Annotated in this window: 21 protein-coding genes, 2 tRNA genes and 6 pseudogenes; 19 read left to right on the top strand and 10 right to left on the bottom strand. The window is 29.3% G+C overall.

Translation table 11 applies throughout. The annotated features are described in order from the left end of the window. Nucleotides 1-41: 41 nt before the first annotated feature. The 4 genes and pseudogenes from DK405_RS09205 to rsmG form a co-directional block, all read right to left on the bottom strand. A pseudogene (locus DK405_RS09205) lies at nt 42-506 on the bottom strand (transposase); the annotation flags it as partial. 294 nt (nt 507-800) lie between these two features. Further along, nucleotides 801-1,682, bottom strand: a complete 882-nt coding sequence (locus DK405_RS09200) for a ParB/RepB/Spo0J family partition protein (protein ID WP_045912712.1) — start codon at nt 1,680-1,682, stop codon at nt 801-803. Between the two features lie 11 nt (nt 1,683-1,693). Beyond that, nucleotides 1,694-2,491, bottom strand: a complete 798-nt coding sequence (locus DK405_RS09195; protein WP_045912711.1) for a ParA family protein — start codon at nt 2,489-2,491, stop codon at nt 1,694-1,696. A 6-nt stretch (nt 2,492-2,497) separates the two neighbouring features. Next, the gene (rsmG, locus tag DK405_RS09190) at nt 2,498-3,094 is read right to left on the bottom strand and encodes a 16S rRNA (guanine(527)-N(7))-methyltransferase RsmG (protein ID WP_080946474.1); all 597 of its coding nucleotides are present in this window, start codon (nt 3,092-3,094) and stop codon (nt 2,498-2,500) included. Between the two features lie 145 nt (nt 3,095-3,239). Between rsmG and tatC the strand changes: the two genes are divergently transcribed. Continuing rightward, nucleotides 3,240-4,007, top strand: coding sequence for a twin-arginine translocase subunit TatC (gene tatC, locus DK405_RS09185; RefSeq protein WP_011944753.1), 768 nt, complete (start codon nt 3,240-3,242; stop codon nt 4,005-4,007). Next, nucleotides 3,985-5,274: a serine--tRNA ligase gene (serS, locus tag DK405_RS09180; RefSeq protein ID WP_045912710.1), complete on the top strand. Its 1,290-nt coding sequence runs from the start codon at nt 3,985-3,987 to the stop codon at nt 5,272-5,274. Before tatC ends, serS begins: the two co-directional genes overlap by 23 nt. Before the next feature lies 1 nt (nt 5,275). Here serS and rsmI read toward each other — a convergent pair whose 3' ends face one another. Continuing rightward, nucleotides 5,276-6,133 carry a 16S rRNA (cytidine(1402)-2'-O)-methyltransferase gene (gene rsmI, locus DK405_RS09175; protein ID WP_045912709.1) on the bottom strand — a complete coding sequence of 286 codons (858 nt, stop codon included), beginning with the start codon at nt 6,131-6,133 and terminating at the stop codon, nt 5,276-5,278. Between the two features lie 181 nt (nt 6,134-6,314). Between rsmI and DK405_RS09170 the strand changes: the two genes are divergently transcribed. The 4 genes from DK405_RS09170 (at nt 6,315) to secF (ending at nt 11,764) form a co-directional block, all read left to right on the top strand. Then, nucleotides 6,315-6,391: transfer RNA gene (locus DK405_RS09170), tRNA-Arg, on the top strand. A gap of 107 nt (nt 6,392-6,498) precedes the next feature. Next, a complete protein-coding gene (locus DK405_RS09165; RefSeq protein ID WP_045912708.1) occupies nt 6,499-8,031 on the top strand; it encodes an Npt1/Npt2 family nucleotide transporter in 1,533 nt (510 codons plus the stop codon). Between the two features lie 52 nt (nt 8,032-8,083). Further along, nucleotides 8,084-10,777, top strand: a complete 2,694-nt coding sequence (gene mutS / locus DK405_RS09160) for a DNA mismatch repair protein MutS (protein WP_045912707.1) — start codon at nt 8,084-8,086, stop codon at nt 10,775-10,777. A gap of 60 nt (nt 10,778-10,837) precedes the next feature. Next, on the top strand, nt 10,838-11,764 hold the full coding sequence (gene secF, locus DK405_RS09155) for a protein translocase subunit SecF (protein WP_045912706.1): 927 nt from the start codon (nt 10,838-10,840) through the stop codon (nt 11,762-11,764). A 416-nt stretch (nt 11,765-12,180) separates the two neighbouring features. Here the strand turns inward: secF and DK405_RS15505 are convergent. Beyond that, nucleotides 12,181-13,048 (bottom strand): annotated as a pseudogene (locus DK405_RS15505) (IS982 family transposase). Between the two features lie 207 nt (nt 13,049-13,255). Between DK405_RS15505 and mtaB the strand changes: the two are divergent. Then, entirely contained in the window at nt 13,256-14,527 is a 1,272-nt protein-coding gene (gene mtaB, locus DK405_RS09145) for a tRNA (N(6)-L-threonylcarbamoyladenosine(37)-C(2))-methylthiotransferase MtaB (RefSeq protein ID WP_045912895.1), read from the top strand. Nucleotides 14,528-14,589: 62 nt separating this feature from the next. Beyond that, nucleotides 14,590-15,582 carry an NAD(P)H-dependent glycerol-3-phosphate dehydrogenase gene (locus tag DK405_RS09140; protein WP_045912894.1) on the top strand — a complete coding sequence of 331 codons (993 nt, stop codon included), beginning with the start codon at nt 14,590-14,592 and terminating at the stop codon, nt 15,580-15,582. A 75-nt stretch (nt 15,583-15,657) separates the two neighbouring features. Here the strand turns inward: DK405_RS09140 and DK405_RS09135 are convergent. From DK405_RS09135 to DK405_RS14430, 3 genes and pseudogenes are all read right to left on the bottom strand, one after another. Further along, nucleotides 15,658-15,733, bottom strand: a tRNA-Thr gene (locus DK405_RS09135). Between the two features lie 101 nt (nt 15,734-15,834). After that, entirely contained in the window at nt 15,835-16,404 is a 570-nt protein-coding gene (locus tag DK405_RS09130; RefSeq protein WP_045912893.1) for a hypothetical protein, read from the bottom strand. Nucleotides 16,405-16,541: 137 nt separating this feature from the next. Beyond that, nucleotides 16,542-16,703: pseudogene (locus DK405_RS14430) on the bottom strand (transposase); the annotation flags it as partial. A gap of 834 nt (nt 16,704-17,537) precedes the next feature. Here DK405_RS14430 and DK405_RS09115 point away from each other — a divergent pair. The 10 genes and pseudogenes from DK405_RS09115 (at nt 17,538) to DK405_RS09075 (ending at nt 23,495) form a co-directional block, all read left to right on the top strand. Beyond that, nucleotides 17,538-17,771: a DUF4102 domain-containing protein gene (locus DK405_RS09115; protein WP_064612817.1), complete on the top strand. Its 234-nt coding sequence runs from the start codon at nt 17,538-17,540 to the stop codon at nt 17,769-17,771. A 125-nt stretch (nt 17,772-17,896) separates the two neighbouring features. Beyond that, a complete protein-coding gene (locus DK405_RS12885) occupies nt 17,897-18,223 on the top strand; it encodes a hypothetical protein (RefSeq protein WP_045914937.1) in 327 nt (108 codons plus the stop codon). Then, on the top strand, nt 18,204-18,740 hold the full coding sequence (locus tag DK405_RS13380; protein ID WP_064612818.1) for a tyrosine-type recombinase/integrase: 537 nt from the start codon (nt 18,204-18,206) through the stop codon (nt 18,738-18,740). Before DK405_RS12885 ends, DK405_RS13380 begins: the two co-directional genes overlap by 20 nt. A 108-nt stretch (nt 18,741-18,848) precedes the next feature. Then, nucleotides 18,849-19,415: a hypothetical protein gene (locus DK405_RS09105; RefSeq protein ID WP_081420558.1), complete on the top strand. Its 567-nt coding sequence runs from the start codon at nt 18,849-18,851 to the stop codon at nt 19,413-19,415. A gap of 369 nt (nt 19,416-19,784) precedes the next feature. Continuing rightward, a complete protein-coding gene (locus tag DK405_RS09100; protein ID WP_045912527.1) occupies nt 19,785-20,012 on the top strand; it encodes an Arm DNA-binding domain-containing protein in 228 nt (75 codons plus the stop codon). Nucleotides 20,013-20,146: 134 nt separating this feature from the next. Then, nucleotides 20,147-20,923 (top strand): tyrosine-type recombinase/integrase, encoded by a 777-nt coding sequence (locus DK405_RS09095; protein WP_081420607.1) that lies wholly within the window; start codon nt 20,147-20,149, stop codon nt 20,921-20,923. A 2-nt stretch (nt 20,924-20,925) separates the two neighbouring features. Then, nucleotides 20,926-21,219 (top strand): peroxiredoxin, encoded by a 294-nt coding sequence (locus DK405_RS09090; protein WP_410522036.1) that lies wholly within the window; start codon nt 20,926-20,928, stop codon nt 21,217-21,219. Further along, nucleotides 21,203-21,727, top strand: a pseudogene (locus DK405_RS09085) (TraE/TraK family type IV conjugative transfer system protein). Before DK405_RS09090 ends, DK405_RS09085 begins: the two are co-directional and overlap by 17 nt. Then, nucleotides 21,724-21,861, top strand: a complete 138-nt coding sequence (locus tag DK405_RS12880) for a hypothetical protein (RefSeq protein WP_162562990.1) — start codon at nt 21,724-21,726, stop codon at nt 21,859-21,861. The pseudogene DK405_RS09085 and the gene DK405_RS12880 overlap by 4 nt, the downstream one beginning before the upstream one ends. Before the next feature lie 471 nt (nt 21,862-22,332). Next, nucleotides 22,333-23,495, top strand: a pseudogene (locus tag DK405_RS09075) (TraG/VirB4 family ATPase). On the opposite strand, the gene DK405_RS09070 reads toward DK405_RS09075, so the two are convergent. After that, the gene (locus DK405_RS09070; RefSeq protein ID WP_064612720.1) at nt 23,409-24,398 is read right to left on the bottom strand and encodes an ankyrin repeat domain-containing protein; all 990 of its coding nucleotides are present in this window, start codon (nt 24,396-24,398) and stop codon (nt 23,409-23,411) included. The pseudogene DK405_RS09075 and the gene DK405_RS09070 sit on opposite strands and share 87 nt — an antisense overlap. Before the next feature lie 150 nt (nt 24,399-24,548). Here DK405_RS09070 and DK405_RS09065 point away from each other — a divergent pair. Beyond that, nucleotides 24,549-25,139: pseudogene (locus DK405_RS09065) on the top strand (TraU family protein); the annotation flags it as partial. Between the last annotated feature and the right edge of the window lie 6 nt (nt 25,140-25,145).

Here is a 25,145-nt window from a genome sequence, read left to right as displayed (position 1 = left end):
TTTATAACACCATTCTACATCATTCTCTAGTTTCGAAAGAAGTCTATTATAAGATGAAGCTTAAAGTCTAAGAACAAGCCATAACTACTTTTACCAATTTTAGAAAATTTGTTAAAAACTCTATTGCTGGAGGTACGTTTATTATGACAAATTATTAACTTTGTAGCATCGATGTAATATATACCAGCCTCTTCTCCTTTCAGATAATGCATTAATACGACTAATGGTAGCAACATTCTAGGCCACAGTTGTATTATTCTACTATAGCTTGGTAAGCAAAAGTATCCTTTATACTTATAACTCAAGTAATATAGATGATAATTTTTACAATCCTTGCATTGAGATACATAAAAATATATCGCTATTGTTAATAACTCAGCTAAGGACAACTTCCCATCTCTGTTCCTTTGATTACTACTTGGTATTAATCTCTTTCTTTCACACTCTTGATATATCTTGCAAAAATTGTCTATTAAATAGTATACTGCTATAATACATTTTTTCATGTTGGGCTATTCCTTGTTTATTTAAATTTTCTTTGTAGCTCAACATTCTTTCTTTGTATACCTTTTTTCACTACCTTCCATATTGTCACTTATCCTAAATTGCCGTTATTAGAGTATTTACCTACATGATTTAAATCCTATTGAAAAAATTGTTTCAAAGTAAATCAAGAAGAATGAAATATCACTGTGACTTAGACACTCTTTTCAAAAAGTATATAACATACCTGTTTGATAGTGGTTTAGCTATATCAAACTGCGTTTTTACTAAGTTAGATGTTTGTTAACATCACATAATTACTTTATTCTAGATAAAATATCATCTAATTTTTCCAGGTTAGAAAAAAAAATAGTTATTTTCCCTCCATGATTTGAGTTTTCAATGAAAACTTTTGTATTTAATTTCTGTGATAGATTTTGTGTAAGTATACTTAATTCATCTAATTCTGAGCCAGTAGAATACTTAATTACGTGATTAGATTTGTTTAACTTATTTGGATTAGTTAGTTTTTTTATATATTTTTCTGTTTGTCGAACATTTAAGTTTTGCTTAATAATGGTTTCAGCGATTTTAATAGCATCTTCATGGCCAATAAGAGTTCTAGCATGTCCCATAGTAATTTTGCCTTGAATTAAACTATCTTTGACTGGTATAGGCAAACTGTTAAGTCTTAATACATTAGCAATATGGCTACGACTTTTACCTAAAATTTTACTTAGGCTATCTTGAGTAAAATTGAACTCTTCAATTAACTTTAAGTATCCTTCAGCTTCTTCAATAATATTTAATTTTTGTCTTTGAATATTTTCAATTAGTGCAACTTGCAGTACCTGATCATTATCAATATCTCTAATAACAACTGGTACTTCGATTAAATTTGCAATTTTTGCTGCTCTCCACCTACGTTCTCCAGCAATTATAATATATTTGCTCTGATCTTCAGTTTTGTTAACAATGATTGGCTGTATTATACCATGAACTAGTATTGATTCAGATAGTTCAACTAAACTATCATGATCAAAAGATTTACGTGGTTGATGTGGATTAACAGTTAACTGATTTATATTTAAAATACTAACAGAATCGTTTTGAGAAATAGTGGTGGAAGAACTGCTAATATTATCATTTAGTAACGCTGATAATCCTCTTCCTAATCCTCGAGTTTTAGATGTACGCATTTATATACCCATTAGTTGTTATCTAATATTTCCTTAGCTAAGTGCATGTATGCTATAGATCCTAAACATTTATGATCGTATAAGATTACTGGTTTACCAAAAGATGGAGCCTCTGATATTCTTACATTCCTTGGAATGACAGTCTTAAATACTAGATCTGCTAGATGCTTTCTGACATCCTCTTCAACTTGTAAAGTTAATTTATTTCTTCTATCATGCATGGTTAATAATATACCTTGAATTTTTAGATTAGGGTTAAAATTTTTTTTAAACCTATCAATAATCTTTAATAGTTGGCTTAACCCTACTAAAGCTAAAAATTCACATTGCATAGGAATAATTACCTGAGTAGCTGCCATTAAAGCATTTAAAGTTAGTAATCCAAGTGAAGGTAAACAGTCAACTATTATATAATCATATTGAGATTGAATATTACTAAGAGCGGATTTCAACCTTGATTCTTTTGCTTCTTGGGAAACGAGTTCAATTTCAGTAGCACTAAGATCCATATTTGAAATTATTATATCTAAGTCAGGTACTATAGTTGGTGTTATTAATGACTGAACAATATTGTATGCTTGCTCAGGAATATTAATATTATGGTTAACGAAAACCTGATATATACTTTTATCAGTACTAAGCTTATTTATTCCAAATCCTATTCCTACATTTCCTTGAGGATCAAGGTCAACAAGAAGCGTTTTTTTTCCTGTAGCAGCAAATGCTGTAGCTAAGTTAGTAGCAGTAGTAGTTTTGCCTACACCACCTTTTTGATTAACAATAACTATAATTTGTGCGTTGTAACTCATTGATTGTTATATTCTAATTTCTAGTATCCATGAACTATCATCAGTGCAACTTTTATATAGCCTATAATTAAATTTATTATGTAATAATGCTTGAGTGATCTCATGCTGATAATTTTTACCTTTTAAAATTAAATATTTGTCTTTAACCGTGAATTGCTTTGTATGTGATAATATTGTACTTAAATTTGCTAATGCTCTGACAGTAACAATATCACATTTTACCTTTAGATTTTGTATTCTATCATTTATAATTTCAATTTTTTGATCAGATAATTGAGCTACTTGTAGTAAAAAAGCAGCTTTGCGACTATCGGATTCTATTAATATTACATTTTTTATTCCTGATATAGATAGTACTACTCCAGGGAATCCAGCCCCACTACCTAAATCTGCAACAATAATATCTTTATTATGAATATAATTTAATAATTGTATAGAGTCAAAAATGTGCCTTTGCCAAAAATTTTGTAAAGTAGTTGCTGAAACTAAATTAATTGTTGAATTCCATTTGCTTAATAGAGAATAATACTCTTTAAATTTATTAAATGTTTCACGTGAAACATTATAATTAATATTTAAAAAATCATATATTTGCTGAAGCATATTTATGTTACTAAAATTATCTATTAATTAATGGCAAAGTTATTTTCTAGAAATTATAATGAATATCATATTATAAATAATGTTTCACGTGAAACATTATTTATAAATCACTTTGTTATAATCTCATATACAATAGTTAAAGTTAATGCAAACTATGAACTCTAAAACTTATACACTTGGTGAACATTTAGCTGAACTTAAGGTTAGAATACTAAAAGTACTAATTTGTTTTTTTTTAGCTTGTGGAATAAGTTACTACTATAGCAAAAATATATATCATTTTTTGACTATTCCGCTCAAAAATATTTTACCAGATCAGAATCATAGAATAATATATACTGGTTTAGCAGAGGGTTTTTTTACTTATTTGCAGTTGTCATTTTATACAGGATTTTTAATTATTATTCCAATATTATCAGCACAAATTTATTTGTTTATTGCACCAGGATTATATAAATCTGAAAAAATCTATTTTAAAATTTTAATGTTTATGTCGCCAATATTATTTTATATTGGAAACTTATTTGTCTTTTATTTTGTTATACCTAATGCGTGTCATTTTTTTTTAGGATTTGAGTCACTAAAAGAAAATGAACTTCCAATAGTCTTGGAAGCAAGAATGAGTGAATATTTAACTTTATTAATTCAATTTAGTCTAGCATTTGGAATTTCTTTTGAATTGCCATTAATACTAATAACATTAAATGTATTGAATATTATTTCAATATCTACATTAATACAAAAACGAAGAATAGCTATAGTATTAAACTTTATAATAGCTGCTATATTAACTCCACCAGATATTCTCAGTCAGTTTGCTCTTGCAACTCCATTGATTTTGTTATATGAGGCTTCTATAATAATATGTAAAATTTTAAAATTGAGGACAAATGCTGGACATAAAATGGATTAGAGCAAACCCAGATAAACTTGATGAATCACTAAGCAAACGAGGAATTGATTCAGTATCTAAATCAATAATACATATTGATTCAGAAAAAAGAACATTAATATCTCTAATTCAGAAATTACAGCATGAAAGAAAAGAAAAATCTAGTAGTGTAGCACATATTTATGACAAATCAAGTACTGATTTTGAAGAAATACAAAAGGATGTTAAGCTGATCAATCAAAAGATAACTGAATTAGAAACTTCATTATTGCATCATGAAAAAAGGTTATCTGAGATTATGGATAACCTTCCTAATTTAGTAGCTGATGATGTACCCTATGGTACTAATAGTGATATGAATAAAGTGCTTAAAGAATGTGGCACAATTCAAAATATCAAATTACCTAAACACCATTATGAAATTGGAAAAAATTTAGGAATGATGGATTTTAATACAGCTACTAAGATGTCAGGAAGTAGGTTTGTAATTTTAAAACATGATCTTGCAAAACTTGAAAGAGCTTTAATCAATTTTATGATTGATGTACATACTACTGAGTTTAATTTTTTTGAAGTTGCTCCGCCATGTTTAGTTAAGGATCATGCTATGTATAATGTTGGCCAACTACCTAAATTTGCTGATGCATCATTTGAGACTACAACTGGATATAGATTGATACCTACTGCAGAAGTGCCATTAACTAATATTTTTGCTAATACTACTTTATTAGAAGAAAAATTACCAATAAGATTGGTAGCGTTTACTCCTTGCTTTAGATCAGAAGTAGGAAGCGCTGGTAAAGACGTTAAAGGTATGTTGCGAATGCATCAATTTGGCAAAGTAGAGCTTTTTACTATCGCTACACCTAAAGAATCAAATAGAGAATTTGAGTATCTTACTGCTGCTGCTGAAAAAATTCTAGAGAAATTAGGGTTACCATATAGAGTAGTATTATTATGTAGCGGTGATATAGGATTTGCAGCTCATAAAACATATGATCTTGAAGTGTGGTTACCAGCACAAAATTGTTATAGAGAAATTTCAAGCTGTTCACATTTTAGTTCTTTTCAAGCTAGAAGATCACTAAGTAAATATAGAGAACTTTGCTCTAAAAAAGTTAATTTTCTACATACAATCAATGGATCCGGACTTGCTGTCGGTAGAACTATAATTGCTATTCTAGAAAATTATCAAAATTCAGATGGATCAGTTACAATTCCTGAAAAGCTTAGGAATTACATGGGAGGACAGAAACTGATTACACCTTTAACAGAAACAGTATTTTGATTTACTGTAAATTGTCCTTTATTTTAGTTACCATCTTGTATAAATCAGATTTATTATAAAGTTTGTTGCTAGTATCATAAATTAAATTTACAATGTCTTTTGTTGTAGAATTCTGATTGATAAGTTCAAATATTCTGTCTTCTATTGAACATGTTACTTGCTCAATATCAGATTTTGTTATAGATTGTGGAGAAATTAATAATACTATTTCTCCTTTTGCTATATTATTCTGATAATATTGAATCATTGCATTAGCTTTCATTCTTTTTACTTCTTGATGAATTTTTGTTAACTCACGTGCAACGCAGATTTCAATGTCACCTAAAATTTTTAATATGCTACTAAGAGATGAAAGTAATCGCTTAGCTGTTTCAAGCATGATAATGGTTAAGTTAGAGTTATATAGAGTTTTTAGAAGCTTCTCTTTAGCAGTAGTAGTTTTAGGTAAAAATCCTAAAAATATAAATTTATCTGTTGGCATACCTGAAATTGCTAATGCAGCAATAACAGAACAAGCTCCAGGAATTATATTAACATAGCAATCATTCTCCTGGAGAAACTTTACAAGTTTATAACCAGGATCTGATATTAAAGGTGTACCTGCATCAGAAATTATGCTAACTACTTTCTTATTAGTAATAAGATGCTTTATATATTCTCTAGTTTTAAGTGTGCTATAGTCATTATATAATATCATTTTTTTGCTAATATTATATTCTGCTAGTAGTTTTTTTGATTTTCTAGTGTCTTCGCATAGTATATAGCTCGAACATTGCAATATTTCTAGCGCTCTAAGTGTAATATCTTTAAAGTTACCAATAGGAGTAGAAACAATATATAATCCAGGTTTATAGGACATGCTTAAATAAAATTAAGTTAATACAAAATTAAATGATTAATTCAATGATTTTCAATAACTTTACCGAAAAGAATTATGAAGTAGTTGCAATAAAAGACGCTTATTAATATAATGTCTTTGATGTAAAAAAGCACAAGTAGATTATTAGTAATTATTGGGTTGGTGCAGATATTAAAATTAAGCACTCGTAGCTTAACTGGATAGAGTATTGCCCTCCGAAGGCAAAGGTTGTTGGTTCAAATCCAATCGGGTGCACCAAAACAAGTATTATTTTCTTGACTCTATAAAGCTATAAAACAGCTGTATCACTACACAATAAAATTAATAAGAATTTTGCAGCTTGATAGCCTTCAAAAGAAAATGTTATGTTTTATATACAATCAAATTTAGGACTATCTTATCTTCAAAAGCTACGTAATAGCAAATTAAGACAAATATTATGGCCAATTAGGTCGCCAGAACTAATGAAATTCATTTTAATGGCTTTATTAATGTTTGCTGTTCTATTAAATCAAAATGTTGTTAGAGCTATTAAAAATACTATTGTAACCACTCAAATTGGAGCAGAGTCAATTAGTTTCATAAAGTTTTGGGGAGAAATGCCAATTGGATTTCTGTTTATCATTTTTTACTCAAAATTATGCAATGTAGTCACAGCTGAAAAAGCCTTTAGAATTATAGTTCTATCTTTTTTACTATTCTTTGCAGCTTATAGTTTTATCATTTTGCCAAATCATACTTTATTTTATCCAAATCCTGAAACTGTTGAACTATATATATTGCGATTTCCTCACTTTAAATGGTTTATAAAAATGTGGGGACATTGGGGAGATGTACTATTTTACATCATAGGAGAGTTATGGCCAATTGTAGTTTTTTCATTACTTTATTGGCAGTTAGCTAATAAAATTACTACTACTAAAGAAGCTGGTCATTTTTATCCATTCCTTACTTTATTTGGGCAATCTAATTTACTTATATCTGGTAATATAGTGGTATATTTTTCTAGGGAAAATCATATTTTAACAAAATGGCTTGGTAGCGAGTTGAGTAAAGATGAATTATCGATAAAATCATTAATGATAATTGTTATTCTATCAACAATTGTCATATTATTATTACATCGTTTGATAGAAACTTACATAATACACTCACTAAAAAATAATAGTATACGCTCAAGCAATAATGAATACTCTAAAATGAATTTTAAAGAAAGCATAAAAGTAATTCTATCATCAAGCTATTTGTGGCGAATTTGTTGTATGATTATCTCTTATAGTATTGTAATAAATATTATAGAAGGAGTATGGATGTCTAAGACTCAAGAGTTATATTCTACTACTGAACAATTTATGGCATATCAAGGTACAACTCTTATTTATACAGGAATAAGTTCAATAATATGTTCATTCTTAAGTTGTAGTATAATCTGTTATTTAGGATGGTATTGGGGAGCAGTTATTACACCAGTAATAATTTTAGTTATTGGTACATGTTTTTTTAGCAGTATTGCACTTGAAAATTATCTTGTAGCAATAGTAAAAGATGGTATGTCTCCATTATCTATTATTGTATTAATTGGAACTATACAAAATGTTTTAGCTAAAGGAGTAAAATACTCTGTATTTGATGCTACAAAGGAAATGGCTTATATTCCACTTAATGATGAAATGAAAACAAAAGGTAAAGCAGCAGTTGAAGTTGCTGGAGCTAAAATCGGTAAAGCAGTTAGTAGCATTATGCAGTTTGCAATTTTTTCAATTATGCCCTCTATCAAATATGATGATATTATTATATTCTTAACTATATTCTTTATTATTGTATGTATAATTTGGATATTAAATGTAAAATTCTTACATAAAGATTATACTTTACTAGTAGCTAATAATAAAAAATAAATAACTTTTTAGTTATATAATTAATATTATTTCCTAAAATTATTGTTTAATAATGCTTACTAAAGAAGATTTTAGAAATAAGTATCAATATCATCAGGCAACACCAATGTTGCAGCAATATCTTGATATAAAATTTACACATCAATGCTGTATTCTCTTATTTCGTGTAGGAGACTTTTACGAATTGTTTTTTGATGATGCTATTATTGTGAGTAAGTTACTCGGTCTTGTTTTAGCCAAAAAAGGCAAACATGCTGGTCAAGATTTACCAATGTGTGGAATACCATATCATGCCTTAGAATCTTATTTACCAAGATTAGTTGAACAAGAACATAAAGTAGCATTATGTGAGCAGTTAGAATCACCAGAAGAAGCTAAAAAAAGAAATGGATATAAAGCTGTAGTAAAAAGAGAAGTAGTAAGAATTCTAACTTCTGGTACTATAACTGAAGAAAGTTTAATTAAAGCTAACGCGCCCAATTATTTAGCAGCAATTGTTATTCATAAAGATATAGCATCTATAGGATATTGTGATGTTAGCACTGCAGAATTTATAGTTATCGATGTTTCAATACATAACTTAACCAGTGAATTATCAAGAATAAATCCTAAAGAAATAATTTTATCAGAATCTTTACAGCATAATTCAAGTTTATTGGCTTTATTTGATAATTATAAGCAAAAAATAGTATACCAAGTAGAAAGTTATTTTTCATTTAATAAAGCTCAAAGAGTCATTCAAAATTATTACGAAATTGTTACAATTGATTCTATCGGTAGTCTTAATAGTACTCAAGTATCAGCAGTAGGAGCTATTCTTGAGTATCTTAGCATTATGCAAAAGCATAGTAAATCTAAGTTGCCGTTTCCACAGATAGTAAGTTATGAAAACTTCATGTTAATTGATGCGTCAGCAAGAAAAAATTTAGAACTAACATCTACTTTGAGCGGAAATTTTAAAGGTAGTTTATTATCAGTAATTGATGCTACAGTAACAAATCAGGGTGGGAGGTTATTACATAAGTTTCTGTCAACGCCTTTAGCAGAAGTTAACTTAATTAACTCAAGATTACAAATAACAGATTTCTTTTACCAAAATTTACAGTTAGTTGAAAATTTAAGAGAACTTGTTAAGTTGGTACCAGATATAGAACGAGCACTAAGCAGAATATTAATAGCAAAAGCGCTACCTAAAGATTTGGAATCTATAAAAATATCTTTAAAGATAGCATTAAGCATTAAAAAAGAGTTAAATAAAGTTTTAGAAGAAGAAAATATCTCTAAATACCTAGAGGAAATTTATAATCCATTATTTGGAGATGATGAATTATATGATCTACTAGACTCAGCTTTGTTAGATGATCTATCAAATAGTGCTAATGATGGTGGATTTATTAAAAGTAGTTATAGCACTAAGTTGGAAGAATTACGCAATTTAATTCACAACAGTTCTAACTTTATTGAACAATTAAAGTTACAATATCGTCAAGAAACATGCATTGAGACATTAAAAATCTGTCATAATAATGTTTGGGGAATGTTTATTGAGGTTAGTAGTAAAAATGCTCATAAAATTACTGATTCAAAATTTGTACATAAGCAAACTACTACTACTGCTGTTCGATTTACTACTACTGAATTACAGACTTTAGAAGCTAAAATGCTAAATGCGAAGACAATGGCAGCAGCTCTTGAACAAGAGATTTTGGCTGAGTTATGTAAAGCTATATCTTTAAAGTCTGAAAAATTAAGTCACTTAGCAAAAAGTATTAGTTTAATAGATGTATTTTGTAATTTCGCTTATATATCACATGAGTATAATTACTGTAGACCAGAGATAACAAGTGATTTAGCATTTAATATTGTTAATGGCAGACATGCTGTGATTGAAAAATTAATAACAAAAAAACATGAAAGTTTTATTAGCAATGACTGTAATTTACAAAACGATCAACGAATATGGTTAATTACTGGTCCAAATATGGCAGGTAAGAGCACCTTTTTGCGACAGAATGCAATAATTGTAATACTTGCTCAGATAGGTTGCTATGTCCCAGCTCAATCGGCTCAAATTGGTGTGGTTGATAAGTTATTTAGTCGTATTGGAGCAGCAGATGATCTTGCTAGTGGACAGTCTACTTTTATGGTTGAAATGGTAGAAACATCTGTGATTCTAGCTCAATCCACATTTAGGTCGCTTGTAATATTAGATGAAATTGGTCGAGGCACTTCTACTTATGATGGCATTTCAATTGCATGGTCTTGTCTTGAATATATTCATTCTAACATTCGCTGTCGATGCTTGTTTGCAACTCACTACCATGAATTAGTAGATCTTGCATCAAAATTACAGTCATTAAAAAATTTCACTGTTAAAATTCATGACTCAAATGATAAATTATCATTTTTATACAAGATTATTGAAGGAGCAGCAAATAAATCTTACGGAATACATGTTGCAGAACTTGCTGGCTTACCTCGAATAGTACTTAACAGAGCTAAGGAAATATTACTAGAGCTTGAACACAATAAAGCAGATATCAATCAATCTAACAACAATATTACAAAAAGTATGGATATAGCTGTACCACCTTATCCTGTTAAAACAATAGAAATTATAAAACAACTTAATCCTGACCAACTAACTCCTAAAGAAGCTTTAAGTATAATTTATAAAATTAAAAACACAATCTTATTAGAAGAAGATGAAAAAAATGATATGACCTACAATGTTGACTTAAATTAATATTAACTGATATGTTAAAGAGTATTGCGAACAGATAATATAAAATATTTTGGAGTTAAAATGCCGGTTTTACCACTCGAACTAATACTTAGTAAGATAAACATTGACTTTGTTAGATTCAGAAAGCTAAATTATGTAGTTTCAATTTTACTAATTATATTTAGTATAGCTAGCCTATTAATTTTTAAGCTTAACCTTAGCACTAGCTTTATTGGGGGAATAAATTTAGAGATTAAAATATCTCCTCTACAGCAACTAGGCTCAATTCGATCAGCTTTAAATAATGCAGATCTTGGAAAATTATCTATACATAATTTTGGAGCTGAAGATGTTTTCTCAATTAAAATAGCAAACAAATCTCAAGATAATAATAGTATTGGCTTAATAACTAACAAAGTAAAAAGCATTCTAGAAACACAACTCAATTGTAAAGTTACGTTAAGAAAAACCAGTTTTATTGGACCACAGGTAAGTAGCTATTTAGTTAAGTCTAGTATTAAAGCTTTAGCTCTAGCTCTTGTTGGAATCGCTATATATGTATGGATTCGTTTTAAATGGCAATTTGGTGTAGGTATATTAGTTGCAATTATGCATGATGCTATATTGTCTCTAGGATTTATGAGTATTAGTGGCCTTGAATTTGATTTTAGCAGTGTCGCAGCTTTACTGACAGTTATCGGTTATTCAGTAAATGATTCAGTTATTATATATGATCGTATTAGGGAAAATATGAATAAAAACAATAGTTCTAGTAAACCTATCGAAGATATAATCAATATCAGTATTAGTGCAACATTATCCAGAACTATATTAACTGTATTTACAACTTTGTTAGCAAATTTAGCACTAATATTATTTGGTGGAGCTGCTATTAAAAGTTTCAGTATTCTTGTATTTATTGGTATTATAGTTGGAACTTACTCATCAATATTTGTTTCAGCACCAATACTAATGCTGTTTAATATTCAACATCAAAAAAAGCGGTAGTTAACATACACTAGTTTAATATAATTGAGAAAGCATAAGTAAAGCAAAGAAAGAGAAAGATAATTTAAACTTGGAAAAGAAACAGAAATTTTGTTATGCTTAAAAATATAAGCAAGGACATTAGTTTGAAAATTCATAACAGACCTATGGTGAGTATACTAACATGGAAAAGATATTTTAACTGACAATTAATAGTTTATATGATATGCCTTTTGTTAAGCAGTAGAGATTTTATAGGATAAATTACTTTTTCTTTAATGTTGCATCTAATTTTTGTGATTAGCTCTAAACATTGATTAGTAGGTGATATAGCAAGTTTTTAACTAATAAATCCACCATCAGCAAATAGCAATCCTTTACTTTTACGTACTAAATATTCTACTACTATTCTATTATCAACATTATCAAACGTCAATTTAGGATAAGAAGTCAGGAGAAGAAAAAGAGATAAGATGGGGATTAAGTGTAGAGATAGAATAACTAGCAAGAGAAGCAATTATATGAACAAAGAAATTAAGAAGAGAACGGTATCTAGTATGCTCTAAATGCATATGTTTTTTTAGTACATTAAAGACAGACTCAATTAAAGAATGTTTATTTAATAACAGATTATCTTGTATGTCCAATAAATATGTTTTCATATCTTTACGAAGATTAGTAAATAAACGTAGACCATTAGTCAGCAGTTGATGAAATAACTCCTTAATATGTAGGCTTTATCACTAAACAGTTTACTAGATAAGCCTTTAGGAAAAAACTGAAGCTACAGATAGGTCGCTTTTATTGCCTAATTTTAACTGACATTATTTCGCCTTTATTATTGATTATAAGATGTAACTTAAAGCCTAAGAACGAGCCATAACTACTCTTACCAATTTTAGAAATTTTGTTAAAAACTATATTGCTGAAAATGCGTTTGTTATGACAAATTGCTAACTTTGTAGAATCGATGTAATATATACCAGTCTCTTTTCCTTTCAGATAATGCATTAATACGACTAATGGTAGCAACATTCTAGGCCACAGTTGTATTATTCTACTATAGCTTGGTAAGCAAAAGTATCCTTTATACTTATAACTCAAGTAATATAGATAATAATTTTTACAATCCTTGCATTGAGATACATAAAAATATATCGCTATTGTTAATAACTCAGCTAAGGACAACTTCCCATCTCTGTTCCTTTGATTACTACTTGGTATTAATCTCTTTCTCCCCCACTCTTGATATATCTTGTAAAAATTGTCTATTAAATAGTATACTGTTATAATACATTTTTTCATGTTGTGTTATTCCTTGTTTATTTAAATTTTTTTTATAACTCAACATTCTCTCTTTGTGTACCTTTTATTCTCTACATTTCATATTTCCACTTATCCTAAACTTGCGTTAAAAACTATCAACTATATTATATAGTGATATAGTTTGCTAATCTTAGTAAAGTAGTATTAAATAAAGCTACTTATAATCCTATAATTATAACAATTCAAATGAATGAAGATAAAATAAGTACTAGTACTTACACTAATAAGGTAATAACATTTGGTTGCCGCTTAAATGCATATGAAAGTGAGATTATTAAACAGAATCTCAAAATTGCTAATCTTGATAATGTTATAGTATTTAATACTTGTACTGTAACACAAGAAGCTGAAAGGCAAGCTAAGCAAGCTATTAGAAAAGCAAAAAGAGAAAATCCTAACATTAAGATTATTGTTACTGGTTGCGCAGCTCAGAACAACCCTGGTCTCTTTAATCAAATGCCACAAGTGAATAAAATACTTGGTAACGAGGAAAAGCTGTATCCTGAATTTTATCAATTTGATGAAAATAAAATTCAAGTAAATGATATTATGTCAATTCAAGAAACTGCTACTCATATGATTAGCAATTTTGATGGTAAAACGAGAGCGTTTATACAGGTCCAAAATGGCTGTAACCATCGCTGTACATTTTGCATAATACCATATGTTCGAGGTAATAGTAGATCTGTACCAATTGGTGTAATAACTCAGCAGATTAAGCTTCTTATCAATCAAGGGTACAAGGAAATAGTTTTCACAGGAGTAGATTTAACTTCTTATGGAGCTGATTTGCCAGGATCTCCTACTTTAGCTCAAATGATTAAACGTGTTTTAATGCTAGTACCAGCTTTACCAAGATTGAGATTATCTTCAATAGATATAGCTGAAATAGATCAAGAATTATTTAAATTGATGACTGATGAACCACGGTTAATGCCACACTTTCATATTAGTTTGCAAGCAGGTGATAATATGATATTAAAACGTATGAAAAGACGTCACACTAGAGAACAAATAATAGAATTTTGCAACAAAATGCGCAAAATTCTTCCAGATGCATCATTTGGAGCTGATATGATAGCTGGCTTTCCTACTGAAACTGAAATTATGTTTAATAATAGCTTAAACTTGATTTCAGAAACTGGAATTCAATATTTACATGTTTTTCCTTATTCAGAAAGAGAAAATACTCCAGCTAGTAAAATGCCACAAGTGCAAAAACATATCAGAAAAAAAAGAGCTCAATTATTGCGTAATGAAGGAAAAAAACAACTACAACTATTTTTTCAACAACAAATAGGCAAGATAGTTAAAGTGTTAGTAGAAAAAGAACAATTTGGACACAGTGAAAATTTTATTCCTACTTATATTGCTACTAGGCAAACAATAGGCGAGATAGTAAATGTAAAATTAACAGGTATTGATAATGATCATATGACTGGAACAGTGGTTAATTAAATCAACAATTTATACTTTTTAAAATCAAATAAACTATTTCAATAACTAAAATTATTTTAAATATGAAAATCGCAATAATAGGAGCTGGAGCTTGGGGAACAGCGATAGCTATGCTTCTAGCTCGTAATAATCACATAGTAACATTATATACTAGACACTTAGCTTATACTCAAGAAATCAATCAGCTGCATACTAATAAAAAATACCTACCTAATATCATATTACCAAGTATTATTAAGGCTACTAGCAACTTTTCTGATATTGTTGATCATGAAATAATCATTATTGTTACACCATCAGATCAAGTAAGAGCTACTATTGAAAATTTAAAGCAACATGGCATCTCTAATAATGCCATTATTGGAATTGCATCCAAAGGATTAGATCATAATCAATCTAAACTATTAAGTGACGTAGTAAAAGATTATTTAGCAAATAATCCTTTATTCATCATAGCTGGACCAAATTTAGCAAATGAGGTAGCCCAAGGTTTGCCATGCGCTCTGACAATTGCTGCTATTCAAAAAGAAGTGCGATTCAACATTTCTACATTATTTCATAGCCCTAATGTTATAACTAGTACTACTGAAGATATTATTACTATTCAAGTTGCAAGCGCATTTAAAAATATCATTGCTATCATTGCTGGTATTATTATTGCTAAACAATATGGTCAAAACTGTAAAGCATCTATTATCACTCAAGGAATAAAGGAAATTGTGGCATTTGCTAGAGCAGCTGGCAGTACAAACCCAGATATTAGTGAATTTGGAGTAATAGGAGACCTAATATTAACTAGTTATGCCATTACTTCTCGTAATACAAAATTTGGTTATGATTTAGGGCAACATGAATACTATACTGATCTAAGCAATAATACTAATCCAAATTTAATAGAAGGAATTAAAGCAGCTAAAATCTTATATCCTCTAACAGTTAAACTAAACCTTAATTGTCATATTATTGACTGTGCTTATTCGATATTACATAATGGAAGCAAAATAAGCTCTGCTATAGAATGCATGTTAAAGAAAATTAATCATGAAACAAAGTAGCAACTGTGTAAATTATTGGTCATTTAAGTAGGAAATTAATATTACAGAAATCTGATTACAAACAGAAAGACATTGTGGTGCCGATAAAGGGAGTTGAACCCCTGACCTGCATGTTACGAATATGCTGCTCTACCAACTGAGCTATATCGGCTATATTTGCTTATATAAACAACTAATATAATTTAATATTCAAATCAATAAAATAATGAATAATATTAAACATCTTATTCTAGGCAAACTAAAACAGATTTATTATTCTAAGTCATCCATTACATTACCAGTAAGTGTCCCCATCATGATACTACCTGTTGCTCCAACCATAGAACTATCATCTATAGAAAACAAATTATTATCAATAGAGGTGCAAGAATTTGCATTGATGCCTCTAAAAAAATAAGTAGGATTTTGGTGAACAATAATATGCTCTTCATTGTTATTTTGATTATTAGAGCTAGGATTTTGCTGAAGAGATTCTTCGCAGTTGTAATTACATGGGCTAAGTACATTATTTAATTCTAAACTAGAAACACGACAGTCAGATATTACTTCTTCTGCAGTACTAAAATAACAATCACCTTGAGTACCAGGCATAACATTTAAAGATTGAGGCATATGTTTTATTTTTCTTTCTAGGTCCTGACACTTATTCTTATAGTAGTATGCTATAAAACCTAAAATCAATAATGCAACTGTATATCCTAAAGCAAGCCAGATATCAATTCCTTGACAATACGAACCGTATATATTTTTTTGACAAGATTGACTACAATTACACGTTATGTTACTAGTAGTACTATCAGTCATGTTGTTCCAACAATTCATAAACAAAATTTCTTTCTTTCATTTTTTCAACCTTACATTGATAGTTTTTTTACTAAAATTGTCAATAGTATATTATGTATCTTATAAAATAAGATACATATCTTGCTATATAGCTAAATCTATATAAAACAGTTATGTTATCTACTTTGTGAAATAGAATTTAAATTATGAGAATAAGGAGGTAAATAGTCTAATATGTATCTATCTTTTTCTATCATAGTTTTTAAATGAGGAAGTTTATGAAAGCTTGCATTGTAGATCATAACTACAGAATTACTAGGTAATCTTGAAATTAAATCCTGTTCTACCCAATAAAAATAGCAGTATTAACATTGCAGTCAAAAATTGATACTGTTACAGAAATTTATCTACTAATATTCCTATAATATTAGTTCTCTCTTTGATATATGTCAATTATAAACACCATAACATCTTATGCCTTTTGCTGCATATTCGTGAGTTCTAGGTACTATGAATAAAACTGCTCATCCATAAAGACAATAACTTTTTCTTTATTTTTGTACCTTTTTATCTTATTCTGCAATTTTAACCTCTCTTCTTTTTTGCCTTCGGATGTTTTAAAGCTTTTTTATATGTAATATTTAATCTCTTGAATGCTTTTTGTATACTTAACTTACTTACTCCTAGCCGTTCAGCTCTTTCATATTATGATGTATCACAATATAGGAGTACCTTTCATGTTTAAGATGATTTAACTAACTAGAAAAAATAAGTCAAAGCAAGAGTTATTGTGAGCTTTATATACCTTATAAAATCTGCTATGTAGTTTATTCTCGTTTAAATTGATATATAAATTTAACTGTAGATGTATTAATATTACTTGTCAATATGATAATAATATCTTGATGGTAATTGCACAAATATAACACAAATATATGTATGATATTTAGCTAATTGGAATGCTAATTTTTAATCAAGTAACTTGAATTTGTAGTTGATAAGCTTAGAGTAACCTTCAATTGATAACGTTGCTTAAAAATATTTTTTATTTTTACAAAAGTATTTGCTATTAAATAAAAATCATACTACAGACTATAAGTTTAAGCTAATTTTAAAAATTAATAAGTTATTATTTAATTACTTCAATTTTAAATTAATAAAGGGTGATAAATATGCCAGTAATATTATTTAACTTTACACAATCAGCATTAAATAAAATAAAAGTACCAACCAAAGAAGAAAAAATAATCCAGTTTAGAGATACAAAAGAAAGGAACCTACTTTTGATAATATCATATACTGGATTTAGAAGATTTTATTTAGTAATAAACATTGGTGGCATATATTATAAGATAAAAATAGGAACTTCACCAGATCTGACTGTAAAAGAGTCTGGAAGAAGGTAATGAAGTTGAAAAAGGATATTGCTAACGGAATACATCCAATGGAGGAAAGACGCAAGATAAATAGAGAAAAGAGAGAAAAAAGACATAAGAAACTTGAATTACAAAATGAACTAACATTCTGACAGGTGCATGAAAAATATACTGAATATAGTAGTATTTATCATGAAAAAAGTTGGAAGAAAACCTATGTAATGGTAAAGAGTTATACAGCACCTTTCTACCATACAAAGATATCTGAGATTACCGTAGAAGATATTCAGAAGCTTTTTGACGAAAAAACAGCCAAAAAACACTGTGTAACAGCAAACGATATTCTTATGAAATTAAGCTCTATAATAGAATCACAAAAGCGAGCAGAACGAGCAGGAAAAATTTTTACATTTATAAGTTTATTAATTGCAGCCTGTAAAAGTAATGTCTCAGGAATGAGATGTGAAAGAGATAAGATTTGAAGAGAAAATATGGCATATACCAAAAAAAACTAAGAGTAAAAGTGGAAAGACACTATATATAGGATTAGCTGATGCATTAATAACAATATTGAAATACCTAAAGCAAGAAACAAATAGTGAATGGGTATTGCTAAGTCCAAGAGATAATAGCAAACACTGGTCAAATGAGGCAATACAATGTGCATGGGATAAAATTCGCAAAAAAGCTGGAATACCGAATGTAACAATACATGATCTTAGAAGAACGTTTGCAACTTGGTCGATAAATAATGGAGAAGAACTACAAACAATAGCTGAAATGTTAGGGCATAGTGGTATTTCAACAGCTGAAATTTATACTAAAATTAGTGTAGATAAGGTAAAAGCAGCTACAAATAAAGTTGTAAACAATATATTAACAATTGATAATGCTAATACTGAACTAGACAAGATAATACCTGAAAACACTACTTATAAGCAAAATTGGTCTTCTAAGGCAGATAGTATAAGTATGAAGATTTATATAGGTTTGGCATAAAAATTTTTTTCAACCTATTTTCAACCTTTTGCATAAAAATTTGATGGTAATTTGTAAAAAAATTATTTTCTAAAACACCTACTATAGCTGTATTTTTGGAGATGAAAAATGCGACCTGTAGTATTCGACTTTTTAACTAATAGTTGCAATATTATTAAAAAAAATAGTAACAATAATGACACAATATTTTATAACTTTATTGGAAATATCATTCCACCAGAATGGAGAAAGCTAACTGGAGATAATGGAAAAGCATTAAGTAAAACATCTAAACAGCTTTTATCATTCATAGTATTTAGACTACATATCTATTACAACAAAGATATAGATGAATTACAGGAAAGTTATCAGCTTTATGAGGATAAGCTTAATGTTTGTCAAAGAAGAGTTAGGCAATGCTTAGTAGAATTAAGAGATGCAGGTTTTATTGAAATTGAAAATAGGACAATCATTAAAGACAATCTTAAGTTACGTAATGTCCCTTGCATAAAAATTCTGAAAAATTTTCAGCACTATAGTGAAAAAGGAAAAGAAGAAAATATAGCCTTACCAGAAAAAACATTTCGTCCCAACCTGAAAGAAATTTCAGGTCAACCTGAAACTTTTTTCAGGGACATATATAGATATATAAAAATATCTAAAAGTTCTATGATTAACACTTTTTACAAAAAGTGAATTAATAGATAGCAGCAAAAAATAATGTCCTATTACCTGTAAAGTATATGAAACCTACTATTAATGTTTAATATATCGTTAGTTTAACAGTAGTTGAATTTATATTTTTTGTCAATGCAAGTATACATAGTTTAAAAAAAATCAGAACATATACAGCACAAATACACCCTAAATGAGTATTAATTCGCGATTTTTCAACTAAGACTTAAAATTGCAATGCTGCTATAATCTATAGTTGAAGCAAAGATTTAAAAAATCATTTAATTTTTTTATTGAATTATTACGAAAAAACTTGCTTTTTCAAAAAAAGCATACAACAGATTGTTTTTCTAATCTTAAATATTAATAGTTGAATAAAGGTGATTTATTATGGTAGTGATATTATATTTTACACAAATAGCTATAAGTAAAATAAAGCCCCCAAAAGAAAAAAGAGATGTATACAGAGATACTAAAGACAAAGGTTTATTTCTAGAAGTATTGTATGGAGAAACTAAAACACTTTATTTAGGGATAACAATTAAAGGAGTATATAGAAAAATTAAGTTATGGAATTTTCCAAATATATCTGTTAATTATGCTAGAAAAAAACGCTGATTTTAAAGGGACAAATTGCTAAAGGAATAGATCCTTTAAAAACAAAGAATGCATCAACATTGAAGGAGGTATATGATCTATATATTAATCAGTGAAGACTCAAAGATAGTAGCAAAAGTTTATACAAAGGCATTATGAATAATTATTTAAAAAACTTGCACGATATTCATGTTTCTAATATTCGAAAAGAAGATATTTATAAGATATTTAATAATGCAAATAAAGGTGGTAAATATTCAGCAAATAAAACGCTTAAGTTAATAAATGCAATATTGAACATAGCAGTAGAATTAGAATTAATAGAAAAAAATCCAGCTAATGGAATAAAAATTCATAAAATGCAAGCAGGAGATAGATATATAACTCTAGAAGAGATGCCAAGATTCTTAGCAGCAGTTGAAGAAGATAAGAATCCATACTTAAAATATTTTGTCTATATAAGTTTATATACTGCAGCTCGTAGAAATAATGTATTATCAATGTGTTGGGAAAATATAAGACTGGAAGAAGGAGTGTGGTATATACGAGAGACTAAGAATGGAGAATCGCAAACAGTGCCATTAATAAATTTACTAATAAAAAAATTAAAACAGTATCCATATTCATCAGAAAGTGAGTGGGTATTTCCTGGACAAAGAGGAAATAGCGGACATTTAACGAGCATAAATGTAGCATGGAAAAGAGTTTGTAAAAGAGCTGGATTAAAAAATTTAAGGATACACGATCTTAGAAGAACTGTTGGTAGTTGGATGGCAAAATTTGGAATACCAATAGCTGTAATTAGCAAATTGTTAAATCATAATGACCATCAATCAACAAAATTTTATATACATCTTAATACAGATGTTGTACGAGATGCAATACAAAAATTTGCTAACGAAATTGCTAAGTGCGCCAATTTACGAGACTAAACATGAAAAATTTAACAATTAATGATGATGCCCCAGACTTTAATATGATTACTACTAGTAATTCAATTATAAATTTAGGTCATTATGAAGGTAAAAATTTAGTACTATACTTTTATCCAAAAGATAATACTCCTGGGTGTACAATTGAAGCACAGAAATTTAATGAAGCTATTTCTGAATTCAATAAATTAAACACGATAATTCTTGGTGTATCCAAAGATAATATTGCTTCACATCAAAAATTTAAAGATAAGCTCTGTTTAAAATTTGAGTTAGGATATGATGAAACTGGTTAAATATAATAAATGCTTACTTTCAGTAACTATATTGCTAGCTGCAGCTAATATAATTGCGATAATGGCTGCAATTACCAAAGAAGAAAAGTGGTTATTAATTCCAGCAATGGAGCCTGATCGTAAAATGATGGTTTCATCAAAAAATTACCATGAAACCTATTTAAAGGAATGGGCAATTTATGTGATGAAATTTTTATTTACTACTTCTCCAAATGAGGTAGAAAGACAAACAGCAGACATGAAAGTGGCATTCAGTAATACTGAATCTTTAAAAATTTTTTTCAGAATCATTTGCAATTTGTTAAAGGCTCAAATGTATCTTCAGTCTTTTTTCCGAAGAATGTTGAAGTGATAAATGAATGGAGTATTAATTAGTGGAACGCTTCGTTATTGATTTAGCGATAGTAAACATATAGCTGTCGATAAGACTTACCTTTTGACTTACAAGCGAACTCCTAATTACCTTTTGTTATTGAGTGGTGTTAAAGAGAATGGAATAAAAAAATGAGTATTAGAGTTTTGAGGTTTATGATAGGTTTGATTGGACTAGTCGGTGTTAGTAATATATATGCTGTAGAATATGAGTTAAAAGCTAACAATTTGCTTAAGCTTGAGATTTCTGATACAAGTTATCAGAATTAGCAAGTATTATTCGCCTAAAGCAAGTAATTGCCTTAACTTTTATAAGCATCACAATAATACTTGTAATGAAGTTTTTATTATTGCTATTGGGTTGTATAAACATAACCAGTTTCTTTTTCGAAAGTGATTTTGACTGTAAAATTCCTAAAGGTCCAAAATGCAAATCTCTATATGAAATAAAGAAAATGGTTGCCGATGGAGTTTTCGATCCTAATAACGCCAGATTAGGATAAGGAAAAATATGAAAGCTAGTGAAGAAAATGTATGCAAGAGAGAATGTTGCGTTATAATTATGTGATATATTAAAAATATAGTTTTAATTAATAGCTATTTATTTATTGTTCGCATGTTTGCAAATGCAAATTTAGAATCAGAAACAGTTAGAAAGAGGTAATATACGAGTATTACAATTGTCAATGTTCAAGTTATTAAGTATAGTATTATGAACTAATACTTGTAGAAATATGATCAATAAATCGAGAAAGATTTTCTAAACATTTTGTCTATGAATCATATGATGATGAGACTCAGCTATTCCTTAATCGTGGTTCAATAGGTTTTGTATTGCTTGCATGGACATTGGTTGAAGCTAGTGTTTCGGCATAGAGAATTTTTTAAGCAACTGGCAGTCATATCGTAAAGGAGAGGTATTTATTGAGTTAGCTAATAAAAGAACAGAGTTTTTGCGTGATCAAGCTCAAAAGTCAGGCTCTGTAAAGGATGTAGTATTGTTGATTTCAGTGACTATACCTAATGTAAATGTAAATATCGATGATATGATTCGCAGACGAGATGCTTTAAAAGATACGTTTAGGTCCATGAAAGCTAAGCAATCTGCATCAGCGTTTTGCTCGATGTTAAGACGCAGTGGATGGTATTTTGTTCCATGCAAATATGATCATGTGGCCGTGTTACTAGCTGCACTACCAATGCAATTAGTTGAACAAGGCCCAAAAGGTGTATTTGGTCAAAATAAAACATCAGGAGTTGGAGTAGCGCTTTCTAGCTTAGGTAGAGGTATAAAAACTGTTTCTGTAGAGAGTAAAGTATTATTACCAATAATCGGTGAATGGAAAGGTGATTTAAGCTCTCCAGGTATGTTACTAGCTGGTAGACGAGGACAAATAATGTATTGGTTACCTTTTGGTGGAGCTTTATTACCTGCATTAAATAAGAATGCAGTAGCTCCAAATGAGAACTTTAAACTTTGTATAGCTGGAGTTCCAGGGTCTGGAAAATCTGTTTTTATGCAAGAATTAATGCTATCGGTTCTAGGAGTTGGTGGTAAGGTTTTTGTTCTTGATTATGGAAGATCATTTAAGCGTACATGCTTGATTCTAGGCGGTAGCTACATAGAATTTGACATGAAAAATCCTGTATCAATTAATCCATTTTCCGAAGTACCAGAGGATGACAGCGCAAAGTCTATAGAGGCTAGATCCGACTTTTTATCTAACTTTTCATCCATTTTAGCAACTATGGCTGCTCCACAGTATGGAACAAGCGATTTGCAACAACCAATGCTACAGAGAGCTTTGACACTTGCGCTACTCTCCCTCATATATAGCATATGCTCCTTCAACTTGAGCTTCAGCCTCAGCTGCTGCTTCCTCATTGTGTTGAAGTTTTGTTAAATCGTCATTACCTAAATTCTCTAATATCATAAGCCTTACTTCTGGTGGCAAATGAGACCAAGATGTCTGACTTTTTTGAGAAGCATCCTGATTGGATTCAAATATCTCATCCATTGATTCAGCTGCTCCTTGTAGCAGCTTAGCTCTTGCTTTCCCTTCTTCAATAGATTTTTCAATAAAGGGAGAATACATGGAAAATTTATTCTGATGCCTTACGATATCAGGATTATTTACACATCTTGCTAGTATATTCATGTCTTTTTTCAGAACAAATATATCAAAAAAAGATAAGTCATTTTTGCTAACATAAATAGACTTCATTTCTTCTATTTCTTTATGACATTGCTGTTTGAGTCCATTTAGCTCTTCTGATTCACTAATAAGCTCTTTATTTTGTAAAAAACCTGGTGAATTAGTATCTACTAAGTTAGCACGTTCTATCTTAACTATATGAGTAATCAATAATCTCATCATTTCTAAATTCTGCTCTGAATTTTCAATATATTTCATCCAACATCTTTTAAAAGGAGTATGATTAAAGCTGTTTTGTATAGTGATATTAGCTTTATGATTTAACAGAATATTTGTTATATGTATGTCGCCTTTTTCAACAGAATAATGTAAAGCAGTATTTTTAGATTCATTTTGTAGATTTGGATTAGCATTACTAGCTAGCAAAAATTTTACTATATGTAAGTTGCCTCTCTGAGAAGAAATATGTAACGCAGTATTGTGCCAGACATTTTGTGTATTTGGATTGACACCATGGTCTACCAAATATTTTACTACATCTATGTGTCCTTTTTTAGCAGCATAAGGTAAAGGATGCTTATTTGTAGAACTAAAGATATTCCTTGCAGTAGCATATAGCAAGCGGGCACGAAGCTGTAAATAATTATTCATATGTTTTCCCTGAAATTATGTTATACTTTCAAAAGTTATTACACATTAAATGTGAATATTATTATACATTAAACGAACAGTAGTACAACTAAAAATTGATTTGAGCTTCTTGCTTTATTAATAAGTTCAAGATCACATGCATTTGTATAACATTGGTATGTCTATCCCGTGATTTACTGGCTGGAAATTTTGCTTGATTTTATTTGTCTGGAAATGGCTGCAGTCGATATAGCATATTTAACAGAGTTTGATCCATTATGGAGTGATGATGCTAAATCTGCGATTTTAAATCCAGAAACGTTGTTGTTTCAAAATGTAGCTGCTTATCAAGCATGTATAGCTGATTGCATGAGTTGCAGTGCTGGTTTATTAGCAAGTGATTATGCTTTTTGGTGTGCCGAATGTCAAGGAATGCTTTACCCTTTTATTGAAACTGCTGCAGCGCATAATGGTGGAGTTGGAACATCTGTATTAATGGTAAGTAAGTTTATGGCTAAGATGCATAGGCAGCTGATGTTATGGGGATATTATGGTTATAAAGGCCTATGTGGTAAGTATCCTATGCCTATCATGAAGAAAAGTCAATATCGACTACAAATGACTTATCCGATTCCAGAAACTAAATCCTGCAAGAGCATAGGTCAAACAGAAGCTACATGGCAAGCCGGCAGAGAATTTCCAGTTAATGGTGAAGATTTTGGTTACTTGATTTGGCGAAAAAGAGATTGTTGTTTGCTTTGATTTATA

The organism is Orientia tsutsugamushi (assembly GCF_900327275.1).
In the GTDB taxonomy this organism is placed as follows: Bacteria; Pseudomonadota; Alphaproteobacteria; order Rickettsiales; family Rickettsiaceae; genus Orientia; species Orientia tsutsugamushi.
Note: the sequence above shows the minus strand (reverse complement) of the source record. Positions and strands in the feature narration are given on the sequence as shown.

What these genes read in the sequence shown, in the direction of transcription:
- DK405_RS09200 (WP_045912712.1), bottom strand. Translation starts at nt 1,682, where the DNA reads ATGCGTACATCTAAAACTCGAGGATTAGGAAGAGGATTATCAGCGTTA.
- DK405_RS09195 (WP_045912711.1), bottom strand. Translation starts at nt 2,491, where the DNA reads ATGAGTTACAACGCACAAATTATAGTTATTGTTAATCAAAAAGGTGGT.
- rsmG (WP_080946474.1), bottom strand. Translation starts at nt 3,094, where the DNA reads ATGCTTCAGCAAATATATGATTTTTTAAATATTAATTATAATGTTTCA.
- tatC (WP_011944753.1), top strand. Translation starts at nt 3,240, where the DNA reads ATGCAAACTATGAACTCTAAAACTTATACACTTGGTGAACATTTAGCT.
- serS (WP_045912710.1), top strand. Translation starts at nt 3,985, where the DNA reads ATGCTGGACATAAAATGGATTAGAGCAAACCCAGATAAACTTGATGAA.
- rsmI (WP_045912709.1), bottom strand. Translation starts at nt 6,133, where the DNA reads ATGTCCTATAAACCTGGATTATATATTGTTTCTACTCCTATTGGTAAC.
- DK405_RS09165 (WP_045912708.1), top strand. Translation starts at nt 6,499, where the DNA reads ATGTTTTATATACAATCAAATTTAGGACTATCTTATCTTCAAAAGCTA.
- mutS (WP_045912707.1), top strand. Translation starts at nt 8,084, where the DNA reads ATGCTTACTAAAGAAGATTTTAGAAATAAGTATCAATATCATCAGGCA.
- secF (WP_045912706.1), top strand. Translation starts at nt 10,838, where the DNA reads ATGCCGGTTTTACCACTCGAACTAATACTTAGTAAGATAAACATTGAC.
- mtaB (WP_045912895.1), top strand. Translation starts at nt 13,256, where the DNA reads ATGAATGAAGATAAAATAAGTACTAGTACTTACACTAATAAGGTAATA.
- DK405_RS09140 (WP_045912894.1), top strand. Translation starts at nt 14,590, where the DNA reads ATGAAAATCGCAATAATAGGAGCTGGAGCTTGGGGAACAGCGATAGCT.
- DK405_RS09130 (WP_045912893.1), bottom strand. Translation starts at nt 16,404, where the DNA reads ATGAATTGTTGGAACAACATGACTGATAGTACTACTAGTAACATAACG.
- DK405_RS09115 (WP_064612817.1), top strand. Translation starts at nt 17,538, where the DNA reads ATGCCAGTAATATTATTTAACTTTACACAATCAGCATTAAATAAAATA.
- DK405_RS09105 (WP_081420558.1), top strand. Translation starts at nt 18,849, where the DNA reads ATGCGACCTGTAGTATTCGACTTTTTAACTAATAGTTGCAATATTATT.
- DK405_RS09100 (WP_045912527.1), top strand. Translation starts at nt 19,785, where the DNA reads ATGGTAGTGATATTATATTTTACACAAATAGCTATAAGTAAAATAAAG.
- DK405_RS09095 (WP_081420607.1), top strand. Translation starts at nt 20,147, where the DNA reads ATGAATAATTATTTAAAAAACTTGCACGATATTCATGTTTCTAATATT.
- DK405_RS09090 (WP_410522036.1), top strand. Translation starts at nt 20,926, where the DNA reads ATGAAAAATTTAACAATTAATGATGATGCCCCAGACTTTAATATGATT.
- DK405_RS12880 (WP_162562990.1), top strand. Translation starts at nt 21,724, where the DNA reads ATGAGTATTAGAGTTTTGAGGTTTATGATAGGTTTGATTGGACTAGTC.
- DK405_RS09070 (WP_064612720.1), bottom strand. Translation starts at nt 24,398, where the DNA reads ATGAATAATTATTTACAGCTTCGTGCCCGCTTGCTATATGCTACTGCA.